General features: G+C 71.0%; 22 protein-coding genes. 12 read left to right on the plus strand and 10 right to left on the minus strand.

The window, feature by feature from the left end; all coding sequences use genetic code 11:
* Positions 1-971: 971 nt before the first annotated feature.
* The 4 genes from AB0C36_RS36375 to AB0C36_RS36390 all read right to left on the minus strand — a co-directional run bounded on the left by AB0C36_RS36375 (position 972) and on the right by AB0C36_RS36390 (position 2,879).
* Positions 972-1,448 (minus strand): MarR family winged helix-turn-helix transcriptional regulator, encoded by a 477-nt coding sequence (locus tag AB0C36_RS36375; protein WP_358362761.1) that lies wholly within the window; start codon positions 1,446-1,448, stop codon positions 972-974.
* A gap of 108 nt (positions 1,449-1,556) precedes the next feature.
* Positions 1,557-1,949: a cupin domain-containing protein gene (locus AB0C36_RS36380; protein ID WP_358362763.1), complete on the minus strand. Its 393-nt coding sequence runs from the start codon at positions 1,947-1,949 to the stop codon at positions 1,557-1,559.
* A 55-nt stretch (positions 1,950-2,004) separates the two neighbouring features.
* A complete protein-coding gene (locus tag AB0C36_RS36385; protein ID WP_358362765.1) occupies positions 2,005-2,253 on the minus strand; it encodes an SCO4226 family nickel-binding protein in 249 nt (82 codons plus the stop codon).
* An 86-nt stretch (positions 2,254-2,339) separates the two neighbouring features.
* On the minus strand, positions 2,340-2,879 hold the full coding sequence (locus tag AB0C36_RS36390; RefSeq protein ID WP_358362767.1) for a winged helix-turn-helix transcriptional regulator: 540 nt from the start codon (positions 2,877-2,879) through the stop codon (positions 2,340-2,342).
* 92 nt (positions 2,880-2,971) lie between these two features.
* On the opposite strand from AB0C36_RS36390, the gene AB0C36_RS36395 reads away from it, so the two are divergent.
* The 3 genes from AB0C36_RS36395 (at position 2,972) to AB0C36_RS36405 (ending at position 4,989) form a co-directional block, all read left to right on the plus strand.
* A complete protein-coding gene (locus AB0C36_RS36395; RefSeq protein WP_358362768.1) occupies positions 2,972-3,484 on the plus strand; it encodes an SRPBCC family protein in 513 nt (170 codons plus the stop codon).
* A 2-nt stretch (positions 3,485-3,486) separates the two neighbouring features.
* On the plus strand, positions 3,487-4,530 hold the full coding sequence (locus AB0C36_RS36400) for an LLM class flavin-dependent oxidoreductase (protein WP_358362792.1): 1,044 nt from the start codon (positions 3,487-3,489) through the stop codon (positions 4,528-4,530).
* A gap of 147 nt (positions 4,531-4,677) precedes the next feature.
* A complete protein-coding gene (locus AB0C36_RS36405; RefSeq protein ID WP_358362770.1) occupies positions 4,678-4,989 on the plus strand; it encodes a hypothetical protein in 312 nt (103 codons plus the stop codon).
* A gap of 14 nt (positions 4,990-5,003) precedes the next feature.
* On the opposite strand, the gene AB0C36_RS36410 is transcribed toward AB0C36_RS36405, so the two are convergent.
* Positions 5,004-5,801, minus strand: a complete 798-nt coding sequence (locus AB0C36_RS36410) for an enoyl-CoA hydratase/isomerase family protein (RefSeq protein ID WP_358362771.1) — start codon at positions 5,799-5,801, stop codon at positions 5,004-5,006.
* Between the two features lie 83 nt (positions 5,802-5,884).
* Positions 5,885-6,313: a nitroreductase family deazaflavin-dependent oxidoreductase gene (locus AB0C36_RS36415; protein ID WP_358362773.1), complete on the minus strand. Its 429-nt coding sequence runs from the start codon at positions 6,311-6,313 to the stop codon at positions 5,885-5,887.
* A gap of 172 nt (positions 6,314-6,485) precedes the next feature.
* On the opposite strand from AB0C36_RS36415, the gene AB0C36_RS36420 reads away from it, so the two are divergent.
* A complete protein-coding gene (locus AB0C36_RS36420; RefSeq protein WP_358362775.1) occupies positions 6,486-6,743 on the plus strand; it encodes a hypothetical protein in 258 nt (85 codons plus the stop codon).
* 135 nt (positions 6,744-6,878) lie between these two features.
* On the plus strand, positions 6,879-8,069 hold the full coding sequence (locus tag AB0C36_RS36425; protein WP_358362776.1) for an RNA ligase: 1,191 nt from the start codon (positions 6,879-6,881) through the stop codon (positions 8,067-8,069).
* Positions 8,070-8,097: 28 nt separating this feature from the next.
* On the opposite strand, the gene AB0C36_RS36430 is transcribed toward AB0C36_RS36425, so the two are convergent.
* Both AB0C36_RS36430 and AB0C36_RS36435 read right to left on the minus strand, forming a co-directional pair.
* Positions 8,098-9,639, minus strand: a complete 1,542-nt coding sequence (locus AB0C36_RS36430) for an MFS transporter (protein WP_358362778.1) — start codon at positions 9,637-9,639, stop codon at positions 8,098-8,100.
* Positions 9,640-9,739: 100 nt separating this feature from the next.
* Positions 9,740-10,618 (minus strand): phosphatase PAP2 family protein, encoded by an 879-nt coding sequence (locus tag AB0C36_RS36435; RefSeq protein ID WP_358362780.1) that lies wholly within the window; start codon positions 10,616-10,618, stop codon positions 9,740-9,742.
* Between the two features lie 386 nt (positions 10,619-11,004).
* On the opposite strand from AB0C36_RS36435, the gene AB0C36_RS36440 reads away from it, so the two are divergent.
* The 4 genes from AB0C36_RS36440 to AB0C36_RS36455 all read left to right on the plus strand — a co-directional run bounded on the left by AB0C36_RS36440 (position 11,005) and on the right by AB0C36_RS36455 (position 17,485).
* A complete protein-coding gene (locus AB0C36_RS36440) occupies positions 11,005-11,916 on the plus strand; it encodes a response regulator transcription factor (protein ID WP_358362781.1) in 912 nt (303 codons plus the stop codon).
* Positions 11,913-13,019, plus strand: a complete 1,107-nt coding sequence (locus AB0C36_RS36445; RefSeq protein ID WP_435839185.1) for a HAMP domain-containing sensor histidine kinase — start codon at positions 11,913-11,915, stop codon at positions 13,017-13,019. The genes AB0C36_RS36440 and AB0C36_RS36445 overlap by 4 nt, the downstream gene beginning before the upstream one ends.
* A gap of 361 nt (positions 13,020-13,380) precedes the next feature.
* On the plus strand, positions 13,381-17,184 hold the full coding sequence (locus AB0C36_RS36450; RefSeq protein WP_358362784.1) for a multifunctional oxoglutarate decarboxylase/oxoglutarate dehydrogenase thiamine pyrophosphate-binding subunit/dihydrolipoyllysine-residue succinyltransferase subunit: 3,804 nt from the start codon (positions 13,381-13,383) through the stop codon (positions 17,182-17,184).
* A gap of 124 nt (positions 17,185-17,308) precedes the next feature.
* The gene (locus AB0C36_RS36455) at positions 17,309-17,485 is read left to right on the plus strand and encodes a DUF6104 family protein (RefSeq protein WP_358362786.1); all 177 of its coding nucleotides are present in this window, start codon (positions 17,309-17,311) and stop codon (positions 17,483-17,485) included.
* Positions 17,486-17,594: 109 nt separating this feature from the next.
* Here AB0C36_RS36455 and AB0C36_RS36460 read toward each other — a convergent pair whose 3' ends face one another.
* Positions 17,595-18,473: a DUF4184 family protein gene (locus AB0C36_RS36460; RefSeq protein WP_358362787.1), complete on the minus strand. Its 879-nt coding sequence runs from the start codon at positions 18,471-18,473 to the stop codon at positions 17,595-17,597.
* Positions 18,474-18,746: 273 nt separating this feature from the next.
* Here AB0C36_RS36460 and AB0C36_RS36465 point away from each other — a divergent pair, with 273 nt between their 5' ends.
* The 3 genes from AB0C36_RS36465 to AB0C36_RS36475 all read left to right on the plus strand — a co-directional run bounded on the left by AB0C36_RS36465 (position 18,747) and on the right by AB0C36_RS36475 (position 21,764).
* Entirely contained in the window at positions 18,747-19,571 is an 825-nt protein-coding gene (locus tag AB0C36_RS36465) for a DUF4097 family beta strand repeat-containing protein (RefSeq protein WP_358362789.1), read from the plus strand.
* Positions 19,568-20,653: a PadR family transcriptional regulator gene (locus AB0C36_RS36470; RefSeq protein ID WP_358362790.1), complete on the plus strand. Its 1,086-nt coding sequence runs from the start codon at positions 19,568-19,570 to the stop codon at positions 20,651-20,653. The genes AB0C36_RS36465 and AB0C36_RS36470 overlap by 4 nt, the downstream gene beginning before the upstream one ends.
* A 289-nt stretch (positions 20,654-20,942) precedes the next feature.
* Positions 20,943-21,764: an SAM-dependent methyltransferase gene (locus AB0C36_RS36475; protein ID WP_435839186.1), complete on the plus strand. Its 822-nt coding sequence runs from the start codon at positions 20,943-20,945 to the stop codon at positions 21,762-21,764.
* 333 nt (positions 21,765-22,097) lie between these two features.
* Here the strand turns inward: AB0C36_RS36475 and AB0C36_RS36480 are convergent.
* On the minus strand, positions 22,098-22,422 hold a 325-nt coding region (locus tag AB0C36_RS36480), incomplete at its 5' end, for a catalase-related domain-containing protein (protein ID WP_358362791.1).

Here is a 22,422-nt window from a genome sequence, read left to right on the forward strand (position 1 = left end):
GAGCCGGCTCGGGGTTCGGCATCTGCGACATACAGTCACCCGGCCTGCCCGCCGCGCCCACCCGTCCCAGCGGTCGGCCGGGTGGCACACCTGGACGCAGCCCCGCGCCTGCGGCCCCAGGGCTGCCCGTTGCGGCGGCCCGGACGGCGCTTCTCGCCGCACCGCGGGCCGGGCCTTCCAGGGCGGAGGACAGTCCCGCTGCCGCGTCGCGCGCGCTCGACCGTGTGGGCGGACGGGGGGCGACGCGGCAGCGATGGGGGCGACGCAGGTGCCGATGCCATCTCGGCCCCCTCGACGCCCTGGCGCACCCCGGCGACAGGCGCGGGGTCGGCAGGGCCGGCCACCCCGACGGTTCGACAATTGTCGTACGTGAGCGAATCCGACCGGTGACACGTGCCGACTTTTCGACCATCGGCGACAGCACTCCAGGCGCCGAAAGAATCATGGTCAGCCACCGTTGACATCGCCGGATGAGGAGTCTTTAATCGGATCCTCGGATCTGCTGCCCGGAGACCCCGGATCTTCCTCCGCGGTGGTGGCCGAGAATCCGCTCCGGGACGACCGGGGCGGCCACGCATATTGCACTTCGCGCATTGTCCGCCGTGTTTATTCGGCGTTCCCCTGGCATGCCCGTAAACGCGTCGGGCCCCGCTCTCCGCAGATTTCCGGCAGGTTTCCCGATCATCCGGCACTGCCGACTGCCACACCTCGCACCCGCCGGGCGGACCACCGCGGAACACCGCCACGGGAATCCGAAAGAACAGCCCGAAGTCGGAATCTGACGGAGCGTCACATCCATCATGTTGGTTCAACCACATTACTTCCGGCGAAACTTCGAGACACGTGTCACCCGCGTCTCGCTATTCATCGGCAGCTGACATCATGAGAACGGCATCGCGGCGTTTGCACCGACCAGCGGCGGCAAGGGCGTTGGGCGCGCAACCCTACTTCGGACGCGAAACCGGTCAGGCCTAGACGGACATGTCGAGGGGTACTTCGAGAAGCCGCCGGAGGCGGCGGGTGAACTCCTGGGCCTCGGCGCCCTCCAGGCCGCCCAGAGGGGCGACCAAGCGGTCGAGCAGTTCGTGGACGACAGCGATCGCGGAGGCGGTTGTCTCGTGCCCCTGTCCGGTCAGAGACAGGCGAACGGCCCGGGTGTCTTGGGCGTCGCGGGTGCGCTTGATCATCCCGTCGGACTCGAGGGTGCGGGCGAGTTTGGAGACGTAGAGGGCTTCCAGGCCCGCGTGGTCCGCGAGTTCGCGTTGGGTGGGGCTCGTGCCGGACCGGGTCATGCCGAACAGCGAGGCGAGCAGCGCGTATTGCGCGTGTGTGAGGCCGAGGGGCGCAAGGGCGCGGTCGACGGCGACGCGCCACTTCATGGAGAGCCGCCAGACCAGGAAGCCGGGGGTGGGTCCGAGGGGCTCGTCCGCCGGCTGGTCGTCCGTCATGCAGATACTATACATGGCTACTAAATTCTGTGTGCAGGCGACACCGCCGAAAGGGCGCCCGGCAAGATGCGGGCGGCGCTCTCAGCGGGTACCGCCCGCGTGCTGCGGTCACAGTGTCAGGTCGTGGCCCGTGGTGCTGTCGACGTGGTCGGGGATGTCGCCCTCGTGGCGGTCGCCCGTCGTGGCGGTGCCGGAGGGCTCGAACATCAGGATCGACCCGCCGGGCGAAGTCGGCTTGTGCTCCGTGCCCTTGGGGACGACGAAGGTGTCTCCCTTGGTCAGCACGACGGTCCGCTCGTTGCCGTCGGTGTCGCGCATCGCGATGTCGAAGCGGCCGTCCAGGACGAGGAAGAACTCGTCGGTGTCCTCGTGCACGTGCCAGACGTGGTCGCCGAGCGTGTGCGCGATGCGTACGTCGTAGTCGTTCATGCGGGCGACGATGCGCGGGCTGTACACGTCGTCGAACGAGGCGAGGGCGGCGGTGAGGTTCACGGGTTCCATGACCCGATCCTCACCGATCGGGCCGCTCGCGGCACGGATTATTCGTACGCGCGGGTCACACCTCCAGCGTGACCGGGTACACGTCGTCGGCCGGGTGGCCGGCCATCGCGTGTACGCGGCGCACGGCGTCCGCATCAGGCCCCTCGGCCAGGCAGAACACCATCCCGGAGTCCGGGTCGGCCCACGCGTGCTTGAACTCCACGTGCTCCATGTCCTGGAGCGCCAGGTCCTGTTGGTGGGCGGCCTTCAGGTCGTCGGCGCTGATCCCCCGCATGTTGCGGTGCACATCCATGAAGACAGGCATGGTCTTGCTCCTCACCGTCGGCAGGCGTCGGGGAAGTCGACCCTTCAAGTCAAGCACTCATACCGGGACAGATCTATACAAAACGGCTATTGGTCGGTGCCGCGCACCTCATGGCGCGACTTCGCCGCCTGCCGGGCGAAGCGCTCCTGGATGTCGGGGCGCTTCGCCAGCTTCGCCGGGTAGCCGGGGCCCATGCGCATCGAGGTGTCCTCGAAGCGGAGCCGTTCGCCGCACGACGTGCAGTGCGTGTCGGGCTCGGTGACGTTGCCGCAGCGGTCGTGGTGCACCAGGACCGGTGGGCCGGACTCGTCGGTCGTCCAGCGGTCGCCCCAGCGCATCATGGCGACGAGCACCGGGAAGAAGTCCGTGCCCTTCTCGGTCAGCACGTAGTCGTAGCGCACCGGGTCGGTCTGGTACGCCCGCTTCTCCATCAAGCCCTCGTCGACGAGCGTCTTCAGGCGGTCCGACAGCGTGGTCCGGGCGATGCCCAGGCCCTGCTGGAACTCGTCGAACTTGCGGACGCCGTAGAACGCTTCGCGCAGCACGAGCGGCGTCCACCAGTCGCCGAGCAGGTCCATGGTCCGGGCGACCGTGCACGGCCAGTTCGCGAAAGACGTGCGCCTCATGCCCTCCACCCTACGGTCTTGACGCAGTAAGTCCATCTAGACAACTCTGCTGTTCAGAGGGCCATCTCGATGGAACGGCCAAGGAGCCCCAGATGGAGTGGACAGGACAGCGCTACGCCGACACCCCGACCGTGGCGGTCGAGACGTACATCGAGGCACCGCCCGCGCGGGTCTGGGAGTTGGTCTCCGACATCCACCTACTGCCCCGACTGAGCAGCGAACTGCGGTCCGTCGAATGGCTGGACGGCGCGACGGGTCCCGCGGTGGGCAACACCTTCGCCGGCGACAACAAACACGACGCGTTCGGCGAGTGGCGGACCACGTCGTACATCACCGAGTGCGAGCCGCCGCATCGCCTCGCCTGGGCCGTCACAGACCCCGAAGAACCCACCGCCACCTGGCGGTTCACGGTGCGCCCCGAGGGCTCGGGCACGGTGCTGGAGCAGTGGGTGCGCATGGGGCCCGGGCGTTCGGGGCTGAGCGTCGCCATCGAGCAGATGCCGGAGAAGGAGCAGAAGATCGTGTTCGTCAGGCTGCGCGAGTTCGAGGCGGGCATCACGGCCAACCTCGCCGCGATCAAGGACTTGGCGGAGGGACGGGCATGACGATGCGTACCGCGACGACGATCGAGGGCTCCGGCGGGCCGAGTTGGGCGGAGACCGTCGACTTCGCCGTCGAGGCGGAGAAGCTCGGTCTCGACATCTGCTGGGTCGCGGAGGCGTGGGGGTCCGACGCCCCGTCGACGCTGGGCTATCTGGCCGCCTGCACCAACCGCATGCTGCTCGGCTCCGGCGTCATCCAACTGGGCACGCGCACGCCGGTAGCAGTGGCACAGGCCGCGATGACGCTCGCGCACATGACCGAGGGGCGCTTCCTGCTCGGCCTGGGGCCGTCCGGCCCGCAGGTTGTCGAGGGGTTGCACGGCGTGCCGTTCGCGCGGCCGCTGACGCGGATGCGCGAGACCGTCGAGATCGTGCGCGGCGTGTTCGCGGGAGACAAAGTCGCCTACTCGGGCGAGGCGTTCGCGATCCCGCTGCCGGACGGCGAGGGGCGGCCGATGCGCGTGAGCATGCCCCCGGTGGAGGTGCCGGTGTACCTCGCGTCGATGTCGCCGAAGATGCTCGAACTGACGGGACGGGTCGCGGACGGGTGGCTCGGCACCAGCTTCGTGCCGGAGGGCTCGCAGGCGTACTTCGCGCACCTGGACGCGGGGCTTGCCGCGAGCGGGCGTACGCGCGCCGACCTCGACGTCTGCCAGGGCGCGGAGGTCTACTTCGTCGACGACCAGGAGGAGTTGACCGCGTACGTCGGCGAGCGCAAGAAGGAACTCGCCTTCTCCCTCGGCGGCATGGGCTCCGGCCGCACGAACTTCTACAACAACGCCTACAGCAGGCAGGGTTGGGCCGAGGTCGCGGCCGAGGTACGCGAGCGCTGGCAGGCCGGCGACCGCGAAGGTGCGGCCGGGCTCGTGACCGACGAGATGGTGCTCGCCACCACGCTCATCGGTACCGAGGACATGGTCCGCGAACGCCTCCGCGTATGGCAGGACGTCGGCGTCACGACGGTACGCATGTACCCGTCCGGTGCCACGATCCCCGACCGCCTCGACACCCTCGGCCGCGCGATCGAGCTGGTGCACGAAGTCGGCTGAACCGATGTCGGCCGTCCGGTCCGCGCCTGCCGGCCCGCGACGTGCGGACGCAACACGAACACGCCCACCGCCGCAGCAATCCGACCGGCCCGCCCGCACTCCCCGCTGTGATGAGTCTCCGACCTCAACTCCTCGGCGGGAGCGACCATGCACTCACGCGCCAGCTTTGCCGTAACCGCGGCGGTCCTCGTCGCCTTGCTCGCCGGGGTCGCCCCGGCCGCCGCGGCAACCACCGCCCCCACGCAGGCCATCCCGTTCCCCGATGCCGCCTTCGACGACTACCTCGCGGCCGGCGACCTCGACATCCACGTGCTCAATGCCGTCCATGTCTGCGCGATCAACGTCTCCGTCGTCGCCCCCATCCTGCCCGGCGGCCTCCTCGGAGACGTCCCGGGTGAGGAGGTCTGCTTCATCGTCGACGACGAGGACGCCGACGGCGCCGACAACCAGAACCCGTGACACCACGTACCGGCCTACGCGGTGTCCCACGTGAAGCGGGGGGCGCGGCGTTCGGTGAAGGCGGCGAGGCCCTCGCGTACGTCTGCCGACGCCCGCGAGCGCTGCTCCCACGCGTGCACGCGCTCCGGGTCGGGGGTCGCGGTGCTCAGCAGGTCCTTGGCCGCGCGCACGGTGAGCTGGGAGCGCGACGCGATGGTGCGGGCGAAGGCGTACACGCGCTCCTCGGCGTCCTCGGGCTTGACGACGTCCTCCACCAGTCCGACCCGCAAAGCCTGCTGACTGTCCATCAACTCGGCCGAGAACAACAGGTACTTGGCGGTCGCGACACCGACGACGCGGGCGAGGCGGGCGGTGGAGCCCGCGTCGTAGACGATGCCGAGCTTCGCCGGGGTCACGCCGAACCGCGCGGTGGCGTCCGCGAATCGCAGGTCGCACGCCACGGCGAGCTGGCAGCCGCCGCCCACGCACGCGCCCCGCACGAAGGCGATCGTCGGCTTCGGGAAGGCGGCGAGCGCCTGTTCCGCCGCCGCGTTCAACGCGTGGTAGGCGTCGGCCGACTCGGCCGTTGCGTAGTGGCCCTGGAGTTCGCGGATGTCCGCGCCCGCGGAGAAGACGCCGTCGGTGCCGGTGAGCACCAGGACGCGCACCTCGCGGTCGACCTCCAGGCCGGCGAGGATGTCCGGGATCGCGGACCACATCGCGGCCGTCAGCGCGCCGCGCGCCTCGGGCCGGTCGATGCGCAGCGTCGCGATGCCGTCCTCGACGCCGAGGGCCAGCCCCGCGACTCCGGTGTCCACCTGCCGTGCGCCCATGCCGCTGTCCCGCCTTCCCTCCGCCGTACCGGACGCGCAAGGGTCCGGTCCCGTGGCGACCACGGTACGGGGGCCGCCTGGCGCTACCCGGCGAGGGGTTCCAGCACGAGCACCGGGATCGTCCGCGCGGTCGCGGCCTCGTAGTCGCCGAAGGACGGCACAAGCGCCTTGTGCGCGGCCCACAGTCGCTCCCGCTCGGCGGGCTCGACGACTTCGGTGGCCCGCACCACGAACGTACGGTCCCCGGTCTCGACGATCGCGGCGGGGTCGGCGAGCAGGTTGCGGTACCACTCCGGGTGCCGGTCCGACCCGCGGTTCGAGGCCGTGACGACGTAGCGGGACCCGTCGCCCGAGTACGCGAGCGGCGACGTACGCGGCACACCGCTGTGCCGCCCGGTCGTGGTCAGGAGCAGCATCTGCCGGCCTTCGAAGGCCCCGCCGAGACGACCGCCGTTGGCCCTGAACTCGGCGATCAGCGCGGCGTTGAACCGCCTCATGTCCTGCGGGCTCATCGGGGTCCGTTTCTCCGTGTACGCGGTCTCCCGCACGTTAGGCCACGGCCCCCCGGTACCCGCAACGAAACCGGGCGCCGACACGCCCACCGGCGGCCGATACCCGGCGGACATTCGCCGCCTGTCCCCTACAAACGGGCCAGACACATCAAAAACCGAGAAAGAACCCAATATGCGCAATCACCTCGTAGCGCCTCCCCTCGTCGCGGCCGCCGCGGCCGCCGGCCTCGCCTCCGCAGCACCGGCCCAGGCCCAGGCCGCCGAACCGCTGCTCGGGGACCTCGCGTTCCGGTCCGACTGCGGCGAGAGCGGCCACGACCTGGGCAAGGCGTTCCACCTCGGCGGACCGCTCCCCATCGACCACGACGGCTGCGCGAGCACCGACCACCAGACCCTCCGCCTGGCCCCGAGCGAACTCACCGGCCTCTGAACCGCCTCCGACCGCGCCGAAAACCCCGCGCGCAACCCCCGGGACCGCACGCATAATCGGGCTCCCGACCGGTGTCGGCCGCCGCAGCCGGTACCCACCGGGTCCAGTCAGGTCCAGCCAGGTCCAGGGGGACCCATGCCCACGCCGTCCACCCGGTCCGTGCCTCCCCGGCGGACCGCGCCTTCCCGGCAGTCGACGCGCCGCCCGCTGTCCGACCTGCTGCCGCCCGGCGAGCTCGCGGACGAGGTCGCGGCGGGGCACGTCCGCCGGACGCAACACCCGACGCTCGGCCTGTCGGTGTACGCGTACACCGCCCGCTGCGTGTTCGCCGAGCACTGGACGGACGTCACCGCCTGGTGCCGCGGCCTGGTCGTCGACGACACCACCGGCGAGATCGTCGCCCATCCCTTCCGGAAGTTCTTCAACGCCGACCAGCACTGGGCCGGTTCGCCGTTCGCGCCGCCGCTGTCCCCGGACGAGCCGTTCGCGGTGTACGACAAGCTCGACGGCAGCCTCGGCATCGTCTTCCACTTCGCCGACCGCTGGCACGTCGCGACCAAGTCCGCGTTCACCTCCGAGCAGGCCGTGTGGGGCCAGAAGTGGCTGGACGCGCGGGACACTTCGGCGCTGCGGCCGGGCACCACGTACCTCGCCGAGATCATCCACCCGGGCAACCGCATCGTCGTCGACAACGGCGACCTGGCGGGCCTCGTCCTGCTCGCCGCGTTCGGACCGGACGGCACGGAGCTCCCGCTCGCGCAGGCCGCCTCCGCCTGGGCCACCGTGGGCGGCGACCACGCGGTCGTGCGTACGCACACGGTCGGCTCGCTCGACGAGTTGCTGCGCCTCGCCCGCGACAGCCGCGGGCTCGACGGCGCCGCGTTGTCCGGGGTGCGGGCCGAGGGGTGGGTCGTGCGCTTCGCCTCCGGCATGCGCGTCAAGGTCAAGCTGGCGGACTACGTACGCCTCCACGGCGCGATGTCCCGCACCACCGAGCGGTCGGTGTGGGAGGCGTTGTTCGCCGGCGTCGACGTCGCCGATCTGTTCGACCGCATGCCGGACGAGTTCCGGACCTGGATCCTCGACACCGCGGCGCGGCTGCGCGGCGCGCACGCGGAGCGCATGGCAGGCGCGCAGGCGACGTACGCGGAGATCGGCCCCACGCCGGACCGCCGCACTTTCGCCGAGCGCGTGCGCGACCCGCGCTACGCGGCGTTCAAGGGGGCGCTGTTCCTGCTGCTGGACGGCCGGTCGATCGACCGGTGGGCCTGGCTGGCGGTCAAGCCGCCGACCGGGGCGCCGTTCCGTCCCGCCGAGACCGGCTGACCCGCGGCGGCGCCCGACTCCCCGCTCGTCAGGCGCCGGGCAGCGCCTTGCCGCCCGGCGCCGACGGGGCCGACGGTGCCGCGGAGACGTCGCCCTCCAACGGGGGCGCGCCCACCGCGCAGTTCGTCCGGCAGGCGGGCTCCGCACGCGGCCCGGAGTCCGCGGTGACCTCCAGCGCGTCGGAGCGCACGGTCGTCCAGGCGAGCACGGCTCCGAGCACGAGCAGTCCGGCGCAGATCCACATCGCCTTGTCGAAGCCCGAATCCACGGTCGCCGGGACCCGATAGCCGTCCCCGGTCATGCCCACGATCGCCGGCAGCCCGGCCACCGCCAGCAGGCCGGCCGCGCGAGCGGCGGCGTTGTTGACGCCCGAGGCGATGCCCGCCCGGGCGACGTCCACCGACGCCAGCACCGTCGCGGTCAGCGGGGCGACGGTCACCGACAACCCGAGGCCCAGCAGCGCGACACCTGGCAGCACCTCCGTGATGTACGGCGCGTCCGCCCCGATCCGCAGCATCAGCAGCAGGCCGCCCGCGCACAGCAGCGGCCCGACCGTCATCGGCAGGCGCGGCCCCATGCGCTTGGCGAGGTCGCCCGCACGTGCGGACAGCAGCAGCATCAGGACGGTGATCGGCAGGGTGGCGAGCCCGGAGTTCTGCGGCGAGTAGCCGGAGACCGTCTGGAGTTGCAGGACCAGGAAGAACAGGACGGCACTGAGCGCGGCATACACGCACAGGGTCACGATGTTGACGGCGGTGAACTGGCGGGACGAGAACACGTCCAGCGGCAGCATGGGCTCGCGTACGCGCCGCTCGACCATCACGAACGCGACCCCCGCCGCGATGCCCGCGACCCCGGCGACCACCGCGGTCGGCAGCGAGTCAGGGGCGGAGATCAGCGCCCACGTCACACCCGCGAGGCCGAGGGCCGCGAGCGCGGCGCCGCTGATGTCGAAGCGGCCGGACTGCCGGGCGTCGAACGTCTCGGGCACGTGCTTGAGCGCCACCACGATGGTGACCGCCGCGAGCGGCAGGTTGATCAGGAAGATCCACCGCCAGTTGACCGAGTCGACCAGCCAGCCGCCCAGGAACGGCCCGATCGCGGTGGCCACGCCGCCGAGCCCGGACCACGCCCCGACCGCGCGCGGCCGGTCGTCGGCATGGAAGGTCGCCTGGATGATCGCCAGCGACCCCGGGGTGAGCAGGGCCCCGCCGATGCCCTGCAGGGCCCGGGCCAGGATGAGCATCTCGGCGTTGGGCGCGATGCCGCACAGCAGCGAGGCGACGGCGAACCACGCGACGCCGATGACGAAGACCTTCCGGCGGCCGTAGCGGTCCCCGAGCGCGCCGCCGAGCAGGATCAGGCCCGCGAGGGTGAGGGTGTACGCGTTGACGATCCACTGGAGCGCGGAGACCGAGGTGTTCAGGTCCCGGCCGATGGTCGGCAGGGCCACGTTGACGACCGTGCCGTCCAACATGACGATGCCGGAGCCGAGGACCGTCGTGAGCAGGATCCACCGTCCGGTGGCCGAGCCGTACCTGATCTCGCCCACCCGCGCCGCATCAGCCATACCCCCGATGATGGTGGGTGCACGGGGCCGCCGCGCGCTGAAGAGCCCGTACGGGCAAGGCCCGCACGGGCTCCGGTGGTGCTTCGGAAGGCGTCCGGCGTCAGCGCACCGGGACGCGTGGCGCGGGGATTATCCGGACCAGCTTCGCGTGTGGCGAGCGGTCCGGGAACGGCACGATCACCATCGCGATGGCCAGCAGGAGCGTCGCGACGAAGGCGTCCAGCCAGTAGTGGTTGGCGGTCACGACGATGACGAGCAGCGTTATGGCCGGGTGGAACCAGATGAGCTTGCTGCCGGCGCGGCGGAGCGGGTCGCGGTTGCACCAGACGGCCATGACGCCGATCGCGACGACGATGGCCCAGCCGAAGTGCAGCGAGGGCATCGCGGCGTACTGGTTCGCGATCTTGGCACCGGCGCCGGAGTAGGGCGAGGTGCCGTCGGCCATGCCGGTGTCCTCGAAGCCGGGCATCATCCGGGGCGGGGCCAGCGGCACCAGGATGTGGATGACCAGCGCGACGCCGGTCATTATGGCCAGCAGGTTCCGTATCCACTTGTAGTGGTCGCGGTGCCGGACCCACAGCCAGATCAGGAATGCCACGGTGACCGGGAAGTGCACGTAGGCGTAGTACTGGTTCGCGAACGACCTCAGCCACTCGGACTGGATCCACCAGTGCTGCACCACCGACTCGTCCGGCAGACGCAGCGCGTTCTGGATGTTCAGGACTTCCTTGGCGTTGTCGAAGGCCTTGCTGTCCGCACTGGACGCGAGCCCGCGCCCGAACTTGTAGACCAGGAACAGCGCCGCGACGAGCAGCAGCTCGCGGAAGGCGTCACGCGCGTACTTGCGGCGCTTGGCGCGCTTCGCGGCGGCGGCCTCCTCCGGGGTGAGCGGCTTCGGCTCGGCGACGTCGGCAACGGACGCGGCGGCGGTGGAGAGGTCCGGCTGTCCGGTAGCCCTCGCTTTGAGTCTGCTGATCACCGCTCCCCCATCTCCGTCCTGACGCCCGGTCAGATGCGCCATCTTCGTAACCACTTCATCGCCCACGGTCACCAAGTGGTGAATTTGGGCCGCCGGCCAGCCTAAGCCCGCCGTCAACCTGCAACACAATCAGCGGCCTTGGGCCCGCAACCTCTCAGACACCCCTCGGTGGCGTTCGGTTGCCGGAATCCCCGAAGACGACCCGAAGGCGCCCGAGCACTCCCCTGACGAAAACCGACGAGTCCCTCTGCGAGGAGACCCGAAAAGAAGACTCCACGAGGCTATGGGACTCATCGGCGGGCGGGCATCCGCCTGAGGACGGAGCCTGCCCCCTAAGGACTCAACCTCTGTACCGAGACCTGTGTTCCCTCCGTACGCTGCGGTCCATGACCGACCACAACGCGTCCGCGTCCTCGTCGTCGTCCGCCTCGCCGCCCCGCCCGCCGTCGGCCGGGCCCGCGGCCGCACACGCCGTCCCGGTGGCCGGTCCGGGCGAGCAGCGCCTGGTCCTGGTGGTCGAGGACGAGCCGACCATCGCCGAGGCGGTGGCTGCCCGGCTGCGCGCAGAGGGGTTCACCACCGCCGTCGCGATGGACGGCCCGGCCGCGGTCGCGCTGGCCGAGCAGACACGCCCGGACGTGGTCGTGCTCGACGTCATGCTGCCGGGACTGGACGGCCTGGAGGTATGCCGGCGCATCCATGCCGCGCACCCGGCCGTGCCCGTCCTGATGCTGACCGCGCGCGACGACGAGACGGACCTGCTCGTGGGCCTCGCCGTCGGCGCGGACGACTACATGACCAAGCCCTTCTCGATGCGTGAGTTGGTCGCGCGCGTGCACGTGCTGCTGCGGCGCATGGAGCGCGCCGAGGCGGCCGCGCGGCAGGCGGCGCCCGAGACGATGCGGCTGGGTGCGCTGCGCGTGGACCGCACCCAGCGCCGCGTCCACCTCGACAGCGCCGAGGTGCACCTCACGCCGACGGAGTTCGACCTGCTGGTGTGCCTGGCGTCCCGGCCGCGCGCGGTGCTGTCGCGCGAGCAGTTGCTCGCCGAGGTGTGGGACTGGGTGGACGCGTCGGGCACGCGTACGGTCGACAGCCACATCAAGGCCCTGCGCCGCAAGCTGGGCGCGGAGTGGATCCGGACCGTGCACGGGGTCGGGTACGCGCTGGAGACCCCCGGGGTCCCCGGCGCACCCGGGCCTGGCGCACCCGGGCTTGGCGCACCCGGCGTCGGTGCCCCCGGCCCCCCCGGCACGTCGGGCGGGGTACCGGGCCAGGCCGGCCCACACGGCGGGTGACGGCGGTGCCCCGGCCCGCGTGGCTGCACGCCCGGCCGCTCGACCCGCTGCGCTCGATCAAGACGAAGCTCGGGGTGCTGGTCGTCACCTCGGTGTTCGTCTCGACGCTGCTGATGATCCTGGGCCTGCGGGCCGAGGTGCAGTTCCGCTACATGTTCGTGGTCACCTCGCTCGCATGCCTGTCGGTCACCCTGCTGCTCGCGCACGGCATGACGTCGCCGCTGCGCGAGATGACCGCCGCCGCGCGGGCGATGGCCCGCGGCGACTACTCGCGTCGGGTGCGCGACACCTCGCGCGACGAGGTGGGGCAGCTGGCGAGCGCGTTCAACCGCATGGCGTCGGACCTCGAACAGGTCGACCGGCACCGGCGCGAGCTGGTCGCGAACGTGTCGCACGAGCTGCGTACCCCGATCGCCGGACTCCAGGCGCTGCTGGAGAACATGGTCGACGGCGTGCAGGAGCCCGACAAGGAGCATCTGGGCCAGGCCCTCACCCAGACCGAGCGGCTGGGCCGCCTCGTCGCGGACCTGCTGGACCTGTCCCGCCTGGACGCCGGCGTGGTGCCGCTGCGGCCGCGCGAGTTCGCGGTACGCCCGTTCCTGGAGTCCGTGCTGCGCGAGGCCGAGGCACTCGGCCACGACGTCGTCTTCGTTGTGGACGTCGAGCCGGCCGCGCTCAACGCCGTCGCCGACACCGAGCGCCTGCACCAGGTGGTCACCAACCTGCTGGCGAACGCCTGCCGCCACTCGCCGCCGGGTGGCCGCGTCAGCCTGCACGCGCACCAGGAGGACGTGCCGGGCAGCCTGCGCCTGGAGGTGCAGGACCAGGGGCCGGGCATTCCGCGCGAGGAGCGTACGCGCGTGTTCGAGCGGTTCATCCGGGGCGGCGACCGCTCGGCGATCGGCGGCGAGGGGGCGGCGGTGCCGTACCGGGGCGCGGGCGGTCGGCGCGAGGGCGGCGGGACCGGCCTGGGGCTGGCGATCGCGCGCTGGGCGGTGGATCTGCACGGCGGTGAGATCGCGGTCGCGGAGTCGCTCTACGGGTGCCGGATCAGGGTCGTCCTCCCGGCCGACGCGGGCCGTGCGCGGCAGGATGCGGGCTGAGTCCGCGACTGGAAACGTGGACGTCCGATTGATGACGTTCCGTGACGATGACAAATCCTCACAAGACGACTTCTCGCACAGTTGTACTGGCCAAGCACAGGTGGGCGCGTGTTCAGCGCACGGCGGCAACGGAATGTGGATAGGGACCGACGTTCCGGTTATGACGTTCCGTCACCTAGAATCCCCTATTAAGGGACAAATCTCCGCCACTCGGTCATCTCTCTGTGATCTACGCGACGCGTAGGACGTAGGGCCTGCGCACCATGGCCGAAAGGGCGTAGCCTTGTTTCCCGCTGTCCACCACCCCAGGAAGCGGAAGAGGGCGGTTGCCGCCGTGTCGTCACAGTCCCCTAGCAACCCGATGGCCAGCTTCGGCCCCAACGAGTGGCTTGTCGACGAGATCTACCAGCAGTACCTACAGGATCCCAATTCTGTGGACCGTGCCTGGTGGGATTTCTTCGCCGACTACAAGCCCAGCGGAGACGCGGTAACCGCACCCGCCGCAGACTCGTCGAACCGGAGCGGTCCCATCACCACCAGCACTCCGAGTGCGCCCGGCGCCGCCGGCACCGCGCCCGCACCGAGCCAGGCCGCAGCCGCGGCAGCCCCCGCCACCGTTCCCGCGGCTCCGGCAGCCGCCGGTGCGGCGGCGACGACACCGGCACCGGCGTCCAGCCATCCGATGGTCACCAGCGGCGTATCGACCAACGCCGCCGCGACCGCCGGCAGCGCGGCCCCTGCCAAGCCGACGCCGGCCGACCCGCCGCCCGCCAAGCCGAAGTCGGCCGCCCCGGCGCCGGCCCCGGCCGGCGCGGGCCCCGAGACCGTGGCCATCAAGGGCCCGGCCGCGCGCGTCGTGACCAACATGGACGCGAGCCTCGTCATCCCCACCGCGACCAGCGTGCGCGCCGTTCCGGCGAAGCTGCTGATCGACAACCGCATCGTGGTGAACAACCACCTCAAGCGGGCCCGCGGCGGCAAGGTCTCGTTCACGCACTTCATCGGGTACGCGCTGGTCCAGGCGCTCAAGACGATGCCGGCGATGAACCACGGCTACCAGGAGAAGGACGGCAAGCCCTTCCTGGTCAAGCCCGAGCACATCAACCTCGGCCTCGCGATCGACCTGACCAAGCCCAACGGCGACCGGCAGCTGGTCGTGGCGGCGATCAAGAAGGCCGAAGAGATGGACTTCTTCGGCTTCTGGCAGGCGTACGAGGACATCGTGCGCCGCGCCCGCGCCAACAAGCTCACGGTGGACGACTTCCAGGGCGTCACGGTCTCGCTGACCAACCCGGGCGGCATCGGCACGGTGCACTCCGTCCCGCGCCTCATGCCCGGCCAGGGCACGATCGTCGGCGTCGGCGCGATGGAGTACCCGGCGGAGTTCCAGGGCGCGTCCTCGGACACGATGGCCCGCCTCGCGGTCAGCAAGATCCTCACCCTGACCAGCACCTACGACCACCGGATCATCCAGGGTGCGCAGTCGGGCGAGTTCCTGCGTCGCATGCACCAGCTCCTCCTGGGCGAGGGCGGGTTCTACGACGAGATCTTCGCCTCCCTGCGCATCCCGTACGAGCCGGTGCGCTGGGTGCAGGACATCTCCGCGAGCCACGAGGACGACGTCAACAAGACGGCGCGCGTGCAGGAGCTGATCCACTCGTACCGCGTGCGCGGCCACCTGATGGCCGACACCGACCCGCTCGAGTACAAGCAGCGCCGCCACCCGGACCTCGACGTCGTCGAGCACGGGCTGACGCTGTGGGACCTGGAGCGCGAGTTCGCGGTCGGCGGCTTCGCCGGGCAGTCGATGATGACGCTGCGCGAGGTGCTCGGCGTGCTGCGCGACTCGTACTGCCGCACCGTCGGCGTCGAGTACATGCACATCCAGGACCCGCAGCAGCGCAGCTGGATCCAGCACCGCATCGAGCTGCCGCACACCAAGCCGGACCGCGAGGACCAGCTCCGGGTGCTGCGCAAGCTCAACGCGGCCGAGGCGTTCGAGACGTTCCTCGCCACCAAGTACGTCGGCCAGAAGCGCTTCTCGCTGGAGGGCGGCGAGTCGACGATCCCGCTGCTCGACGCGATCCTGTCGTCGGCCGCCGAGGCGGGCCTCGACGAGGTCTCGATCGGCATGGCCCACCGCGGCCGCCTCAACGTGCTGACCAACATCGTCGGCAAGAGCTACGCGCAGGTCTTCCGCGAGTTCGAGGGCAACATCGACCCCAAGTCGATGCACGGCTCGGGCGACGTGAAGTACCACCTGGGCGCGGAGGGCACGTTCACCTCCGAGGACGGCGCGCAGGTCAAGGTGTCGCTGGTGGCGAATCCGTCGCACCTGGAGGCCGTCAACCCGGTCCTCGAGGGCGTCGTACGCGCCAAGCAGGACATCATCGACATGGCCGGAGCCGGCTTCACCGTGCTGCCGCTGCTGCTGCACGGCGACGCGGCCTTCGCCGGCCAGGGCGTCGTGGCCGAGACGCTGAACATGTCGCAGCTGCGCGGCTACCGCACCGGCGGCACCGTGCACGTGGTGATCAACAACCAGGTCGGCTTCACCGCCGCCCCGGCCGCGTCGCGCTCGTCGATGTACGCCACCGACGTGGCCCGCATGGTCGAGGCGCCGATCTTCCACGTGAACGGCGACGACCCCGAGGCGTGCGTGCGCGTCGCGCAACTGGCGTTCGAGTACCGGCAGGCGTTCCACAAGGACGTCGTGATCGACCTCATCTGCTACCGCCGCCGCGGCCACAACGAGGCCGACAACCCGTCGTTCACGCAGCCGCTCATGTACGACCTGATCGACAAGAAGCGCTCGGTCCGCAAGCTCTACACCGAGGCGCTGATCGGCCGCGGCGACATCACCGTCGAAGAGGCCGAACAGGCGCTGAAGGACTACCAGGACCAGCTGGAGAAGGTGTTCGCGGAGGTCCGCGAGGCCACCACCGCGCAGCCCTTGGCGCACGCCGCGCCGCAGGAGCTGCCGGAGTTCCCGGCGTCCGCGCAGACCGCGATCGCCGCCGAGACGGTCAAGCGCATCGTCGAGTCGCAGATCTCGCTGCCCGACGGCTTCACCGTGCACCCGCGCCTGCAGCCGCAGTTGCAGCGCCGCGCGGCGATGGTCGAGGACGGCACGATCGACTGGGCGATGGGCGAGACGCTCGCGTTCGGCTCGCTGCTGATGGAGGGCCACCCGGTCCGCCTGGTCGGCCAGGACTCGCGCCGCGGCACGTTCGGCCAGCGCCACGCAGTGCTGGTGGACCGCGACTCGGGCGGCGAGTGGACGCCGCTGGCGAACCTCACGCCCGAGCAGGCGAAGTACACCGTCTACGACTCGCTGCTCAGCGAGTTCGCGGCGATGGGCTTCGAGTACGGCTACTCGCTGGCGCGGCCCAACGCGCTGGTGCTGTGGGAGGCGCAGTTCGGCGACTTCGCCAACGGCGCGCAGACCATCATGGACGAGTTCATCTCGTCGGCCGAGCAGAAGTGGAACCAGCACTCCGGTGTGGTCCTGCTGCTGCCGCACGGCTTCGAGGGCCAGGGCCCGGACCACAGCTCGGCGCGCATCGAGCGCTACCTCCAGCTGTGCGCCCAGAACAACATGACGGTCGCGTCGCCCACGCTGCCCAGCAACTACTTCCACCTGCTGCGCTGGCAGACGCACAACCCGCACCACAAGCCGCTCGTGGTGTTCACCCCGAAGTCGATGCTGCGTCTCAAGGCCGCGGCGTCGAAGATCGAGGAGTTCACCTCCGGCGAGTTCCGCCCCGTCATCGGCGACACCACGGTGGACCCGTCGAAGGTGCGCCGCGTGGTCATGACGTCCGGCAAGTTCTACTACGACCTGGAGTCCGCGCGGACCAAGTCGGGTGTCGACGACGTCGCGATCGTGCGCGTCGAGCGGCTGTACCCGCTCCCGGTCGAGGAGATGCGCGCCGAGCTGACCCGGTACGGCATGGACCGGTACGGCAACGGCCTGGAGCTCGTGTGGGCCCAGGAGGAGCCGGCCAACCAGGGCCCGTGGCCGTTCATCGCGCTCAACCTGGTCGAGGCGGGGCTGCCGACGCCGCGCCGCATCGCCCGCCCGGCGGCGTCGTCGCCCGCGGTCGGCTCGGCCAAGCGCCACGAGGCCGAGCAGCAGGAGCTGGTCGCCGAGGCGTTCAAGTAGCAGCGGCACCCCGGACCGCGCACGGTCCGGGCGGTATTTCCGACGGGTCCGCCCCGGCGCCTACGATGCGCCGGGGCGGACCCGTCCGTTCGTCCCTCAGTGGGCTCATCTATCGGGAGAGCACGTGTACTTCACCGACCGGGGCATCGAGGAGCTGGAGAGCCGGCGCGGCGAGGAGGAGGTCACCTTCGCGTGGCTGGCCGAGCAGCTGCGTACCTTCGTCGACCTCAACCCCGAGTTCGAGACCCCGGTCGAGCGCCTGGCCACCTGGCTCGCCCGGCTCGACGACGAGGACGACTGACACTGACCCGGTCGGTGCGCGGGCGGCCCGCGCAACGCCTCGCGCGACGCCCCCTTGCTCGCCTCCGCATCCGCATCCGTCTAGGCACCCGCACCCGCTCCCGGCACGCTCATGCCGACGAGCGCGAGAGGCGCTGGGCGGTGGTGGCGCGCCACAGAAGCCAGGTCGTGCCGTAGAGGAGCAGCGCGACCGCGGTCCAGCGGCCGAAGCCGGTGGCGAAGTAGAAGCCGAAGACGTCGAAGGGCTGTTCGACGTGGGAGTGGGAGGCGCGTACGGCGCCGACCGTGCCCGCCAGGACCAGCGCGCCGGCCACCGCGGCGCGGGCGGCCACCGGGATGCGCATCGCGGGGCGGGGCGGATGCGCGGGGAGCGCGGCGTACCGGCGCAGGCCCCACCAGGTGAGGGCGATCAGGCCGACGAAGGTGCTCGTGTACTGGAGCACGCTGAACCACGGGCGGCCGTCGGGCAGGAAGCTCGGCTCGCGCAGCCAGGGCGCGACGTCGGCGACGCCGGGGTCGCCGTGGTGCGTCCAGGCGTCCCAGAAGATGTGGGTCGTCGAGCCGATCCACGCGGACACCGCGAACCAGCCCGCGGTGCCCAGGAGTTCACCGGCGACCGGGCGGCCTTCGCGGCGGGCGGCGCGCAGGTCGGCGGGGAGGCGGGGCAGCAGGGGCGTCTCGACGCGCGCGCCTACCGCCTCCGGCAGGAGGGCCAGGAGCGGGCGCAGGAGCAGCAGGTGCCAGACGGCGACCGCGAGCGCGGTGAGCGCGAGGTTGTGCATCAGGACGCCTGGGACCACCGCGTGGGTGTCCTGCCGGGTGAACGAGAACGGCAGGAAGCCGAAGTCGAAGAAGAGCACCGCGTCCGGGACCATCGTGGCGAAGGCCATCGCCGACGCGACTAGCGGCCCGCGCCGCTCCCCGGTACCTGTCCGCGTCCCCGACTGCATGGGCAGCACGGCGGCGATGTGGCTCACGGTGAACGGCATTCACGGTCCTGGACGTCGGGGGCGTGGTCGTGGGAAGTGCGGCGGCCCCTCGGACGCGTCGTCGGAGCTCCCCGCCTGACACTGCCCGACCGCCATCTCCCCGGTTGTAGGACTCGCGGGAACAGCCGGTGGTTCCCGGCCTCTTGACGCCTCGTCAACGCGATATATCGTGGATGGCGGGGGCACGCGATATATCGCGTATCGCGGCCGCCGGACCATCCACCAGGCCATGGTGCGCCCTGCCGCGCACGGCCGGAAGGGGAGGGGGGATTCATGTCCCAGTGGACCGTCGCCGAACCGCAGGTGCTCGACTTCGATCCCGTGCGCGTCGTACGCGTACGCGCGGTCGCCGGAATCGTCGACGTCGTGGGCACGGACGGACCGGCTCGGCTGGAGGTCTCGGCGGTGGAGGGGCCGCCGCTCGACGTCCGCCACGAGGAGGCGTCCGCCGAACTCGTGGTCGGATACGACGACCTCACCTGGAAGAACCCGAAGACCTGGCTCGACCGCCAGGTCCACGGCCGCAGTTGCACGGTCTCGCTGGCCGTGCCGTGGGACTGCACGATCGACGTCGCGGTCATGTCCGCGCACGCCACGGTCTCCGGGATGCACGGCGGTGTGACCGTGCGCAGCGTCGCGGGCGGCATCACCCTGGTCGGCCTGACCGGCTCGGTCGACGCCGCGACGGTGGCCGGCAACCTCGAAGCCGAGTCGCTGGCGGGCGACTTCCAGGTCGCCACGGTCTCGGGCGACCTCACGTTGGTCGAGGGCACGGGCGGCCGCGTCCGCGCGCACTCGGTCTCCGGCGCGATGGTGATGGACCTTGACGCGTTCGGCCGCAACGATGTGCACCTGTCGACGATTTCGGGGGCGCTGACGGTACGCCTGCCGCATGACGGCGACATGGATGTCGACGTCCGCTCGTCGGGCGGCACGGTCGGTTCGGCGTTCGAGGGGCTCACCGCCCGCACCGCGTTCGGAACCTCGCGGCTGGTGGGCACGTTGGGCGGAGGGACGGGCCGTCTGAGGATCAACTCGGTGTCCGGCGACGTCGCCCTGCTGCGGCGTCCCGCACCGGAAGGAAAGGTAAGCGTATGACCCCGGTCTTCGGCCACGGACGCCTTCGGCTGTACCTCCTCAAGCTGCTGGACGAGAGCCCGCGCCACGGGTACGAGATCATCCGGCTGCTCCAGGACCGCTTCCTCGGCCTGTACGCCCCCTCCGCCGGCACCGTGTACCCGCGCCTCGCGAAGCTGGAACAGGAAGGCCTGGTCACGCACTCGGTCGAGGGCGGCCGCAAGGTGTACCGCATCACCGACGCCGGCCGCGCCGAACTGGGCGAGCGCCAGGCGGAACTGGACGCCCTGGAGACCGAGATCCGCGAGTCGGTGTACGAGCGCGCGCGGGAGATCCGCGACGAGGTCCGCACCTCGGCCCGCAACCTGCGCGACGAACTGCGCCAGGCGGCGCGCGACGTACGCGACGACGCGCACCGTCCGGGCGGCGGCCCCGGCGGCCGCCCGACCGCTCCCCCGTGGCGCGTCCCCGGCGGGGGCGGCAAGGACGACCCGATGTCGGCGTGGGCCAAGAGCCTCGGCCCCGCGCTCTCGCAGAAGATGGTCGACCTCGCGGAAGGTCTGGCCCAAGGACTTGCCGGCCTCACCGAGCAGCGGGCGCACCTGCTCGAGGAGGAGATCCGCAGGCGCTTCGGCCCGGACCCCGAGACGGACGACCGCTCCGACCCGTGGGCGGCGGAGACCGACCCCACCGACGAAACCGGCGGCGCGGCCGCGGCATCGGGGCCCGCCAAGACCACGGACCCGGCCCGCGGTTCCGGCGGGGACGGCCCGAGGCCGGGCACCGAGTCCGACCCGGGTTCCGGCTCCGGCTCGGAGCCCAACCCGAGGCCGGGCGCCAAGTCGGGCGGCGGCAAGTCCGGCAGCGGCAAGTCCGGCGGCGACACCAAGTCCGGTGCCGGTGCCAAGTCGGGTCCCAGGGGCGGCGGCAGGCACTCCATCCCCGACCTGGACCGCCACGTCCAGCGCCTCTTCGACCGCTTCCGCACCGAGATCGACACCGCCGCCGGCCACGCCGGCCTGACCCCGAGCCAGGTCGACCGAGCCCGCGACGTCCTCGTCCAGGCCTGCTCCGACCTCAAGACCATCTTCGACGAACACTGATCCGCCGCCCAATTGCACGGCCGCACCGTGACACCGCGAACGCCGAGCGCTCCTCCGATTTCAGGAGGGAGCACCCGGCGTTCGCGTGCACATGGAGTTCCATGGACGTGGGTTTGTCATCTCGGCAGGGTGGGGGAACTGGTGGAATTTGTGGTGTTGTTGCGCAAACCGTTGGGTTCTCGGATGGAGACACACGGGGTGTCCGGGCGTTCGACCCGAACCGCAGGTGAAGTAGGGTTTGACTGCACACAGTCATCTGACGCAACGTCATAAAGTACGGGGGGACAGGGTGTCCGACGATCCGACCAGCGACTGGGCTCCGACCGGGATCGACGTCTCGGTGCCCAGCGTGGCCCGCATGTACGACTACTACCTGGGCGGCAAGGACAACTTCGCCGTCGACAGGGAGGCCTCCGACCAGCTGTCGCTGGCGGCACCCGGCACCCAGGCACTCGCCGTCAACAACCGTCGCTACCTCCAACGCGCGGTCCGTGTCCTGGCCGAGCAGTTCGGCGTACGGCAATTCCTGGACCACGGATCCGGGTTGCCGACCCAGGACAACGTCCATCAGATCGCCCAGCAGGTGCACCCCGCGTCCCGCGTGGTCTACATCGACAACGACCCGATCGTCCTCGCGCACGGCCGCGCGCTGCTGGCCGACAACGCCACGACCACGGTGATCACCGCCGACATGCGCGACACCGACGGCGTCATGTCGCACCCCGACGTCGAGAAGCTCATCGACTTCGACGAGCCGGTGGCCGCGCTGTTCGTGTCCGTGCTGCACTGCGTGCCGGACAGCGACGACCCCGGGGCCCTCGTACGCCGCGTCATGGACCGCCTGGCCCCCGGCAGCTTCATCGTCGTGTCACACCTGGTCTCCGACGACGACCCGGTACGCGAGCGTCTCACCGACTTCATGCTCACCGCCACGCAGGGCAATTGGGGCCGGGTACGCCGCACCGACGAGGTCACGGCGTTCTTCGACGGCCTCGAACTGCTGGAGCCCGGCCTCGGCGAGATCTCCGCCTGGCGCCCGGACGGCCGCCCGGCCCCGGTCCAGGAGTCCGCCGAATGGATCGAGTTCGGCGGCGTGGCCCGCAAGTCCTGAACAGGTGCGGCCTGTTACGAGAGGGCGGCAACGCACGCGCCCCTGCCGGGCAGCACCGTTCGGTGAGGATCGTGACGGCAACAGTGAGGGCCGACGAGCGGGTTGCTCGTCGGCCCTCACGTTTGTGTGTCAGGCTCCTGGCGCTGCGCACACGCGCCCTCGGCGGGCATCCACACGGCACATGTCACGTGCCTCGCCGACGGGCGGTCGGACACCGGAGGCCGTTCGGAGTGGGAGCCACCCCGCTCGCCGGCCGTACGGCCCCCGGTCGAGGGTGGCGTCCGCCCGGGGCGCGGAGGAACGCTCCCCGGGCGGACGCCTGCTGAGGGGTGGTCAGGACGTCTCGCGGATGGCGCGTACGGCCTCCTCCAGGCGGCGGCCGTACTCCGGGTCCGCGGCGTGGAAGTGCGGCAGCACCCGCTCCACGATGTCGTCGCGCTGCACCTGGCCGATGAAGCCCGCGAGGTTGGCGATCAGGCGGGACTTCTCCTCGGCGGACATGAGGCGGTACAGCTCGCCGGCCTGGAAGAAGTCGTCGTCCTTGGTGTGTGCCGGGGCCTCGTGGGTGCCGGTGAAGCCGACCACGGCCGACGGGGCGGCGAGCGGCTCGCCGGTCTCGTACGGGCCGCCGAAGCTGTTCGGCTCGTAGTTCTTCGCC

It is taken from the genome of Streptodolium elevatio, from assembly GCF_040649515.1.
In the GTDB taxonomy this organism is placed as follows: Bacteria; Actinomycetota; Actinomycetes; order Streptomycetales; family Streptomycetaceae; genus Yinghuangia; species Yinghuangia elevatio.

Bases quoted from the DNA above. Each gene is read 5' to 3' on its own strand.
- AB0C36_RS36450 (WP_358362784.1), top strand. From the start codon at position 13,381: ATGGCCAGCTTCGGCCCCAACGAGTGGCTTGTCGACGAGATCTACCAG.
- AB0C36_RS36395 (WP_358362768.1), top strand. From the start codon at position 2,972: ATGGAGTGGACAGGACAGCGCTACGCCGACACCCCGACCGTGGCGGTC.
- AB0C36_RS36425 (WP_358362776.1), top strand. From the start codon at position 6,879: ATGCCCACGCCGTCCACCCGGTCCGTGCCTCCCCGGCGGACCGCGCCT.
- AB0C36_RS36470 (WP_358362790.1), top strand. From the start codon at position 19,568: ATGACCCCGGTCTTCGGCCACGGACGCCTTCGGCTGTACCTCCTCAAG.
- AB0C36_RS36420 (WP_358362775.1), top strand. From the start codon at position 6,486: ATGCGCAATCACCTCGTAGCGCCTCCCCTCGTCGCGGCCGCCGCGGCC.
- AB0C36_RS36460 (WP_358362787.1), bottom strand. From the start codon at position 18,473: ATGCCGTTCACCGTGAGCCACATCGCCGCCGTGCTGCCCATGCAGTCG.
- AB0C36_RS36465 (WP_358362789.1), top strand. From the start codon at position 18,747: ATGTCCCAGTGGACCGTCGCCGAACCGCAGGTGCTCGACTTCGATCCC.
- AB0C36_RS36415 (WP_358362773.1), bottom strand. From the start codon at position 6,313: ATGAGCCCGCAGGACATGAGGCGGTTCAACGCCGCGCTGATCGCCGAG.
- AB0C36_RS36380 (WP_358362763.1), bottom strand. From the start codon at position 1,949: ATGGAACCCGTGAACCTCACCGCCGCCCTCGCCTCGTTCGACGACGTG.
- AB0C36_RS36430 (WP_358362778.1), bottom strand. From the start codon at position 9,639: ATGGCTGATGCGGCGCGGGTGGGCGAGATCAGGTACGGCTCGGCCACC.
- AB0C36_RS36385 (WP_358362765.1), bottom strand. From the start codon at position 2,253: ATGCCTGTCTTCATGGATGTGCACCGCAACATGCGGGGGATCAGCGCC.
- AB0C36_RS36390 (WP_358362767.1), bottom strand. From the start codon at position 2,879: ATGAGGCGCACGTCTTTCGCGAACTGGCCGTGCACGGTCGCCCGGACC.
- AB0C36_RS36410 (WP_358362771.1), bottom strand. From the start codon at position 5,801: ATGGGCGCACGGCAGGTGGACACCGGAGTCGCGGGGCTGGCCCTCGGC.
- AB0C36_RS36440 (WP_358362781.1), top strand. From the start codon at position 11,005: ATGACCGACCACAACGCGTCCGCGTCCTCGTCGTCGTCCGCCTCGCCG.
- AB0C36_RS36405 (WP_358362770.1), top strand. From the start codon at position 4,678: ATGCACTCACGCGCCAGCTTTGCCGTAACCGCGGCGGTCCTCGTCGCC.
- AB0C36_RS36400 (WP_358362792.1), top strand. From the start codon at position 3,487: ATGCGTACCGCGACGACGATCGAGGGCTCCGGCGGGCCGAGTTGGGCG.
- AB0C36_RS36375 (WP_358362761.1), bottom strand. From the start codon at position 1,448: ATGACGGACGACCAGCCGGCGGACGAGCCCCTCGGACCCACCCCCGGC.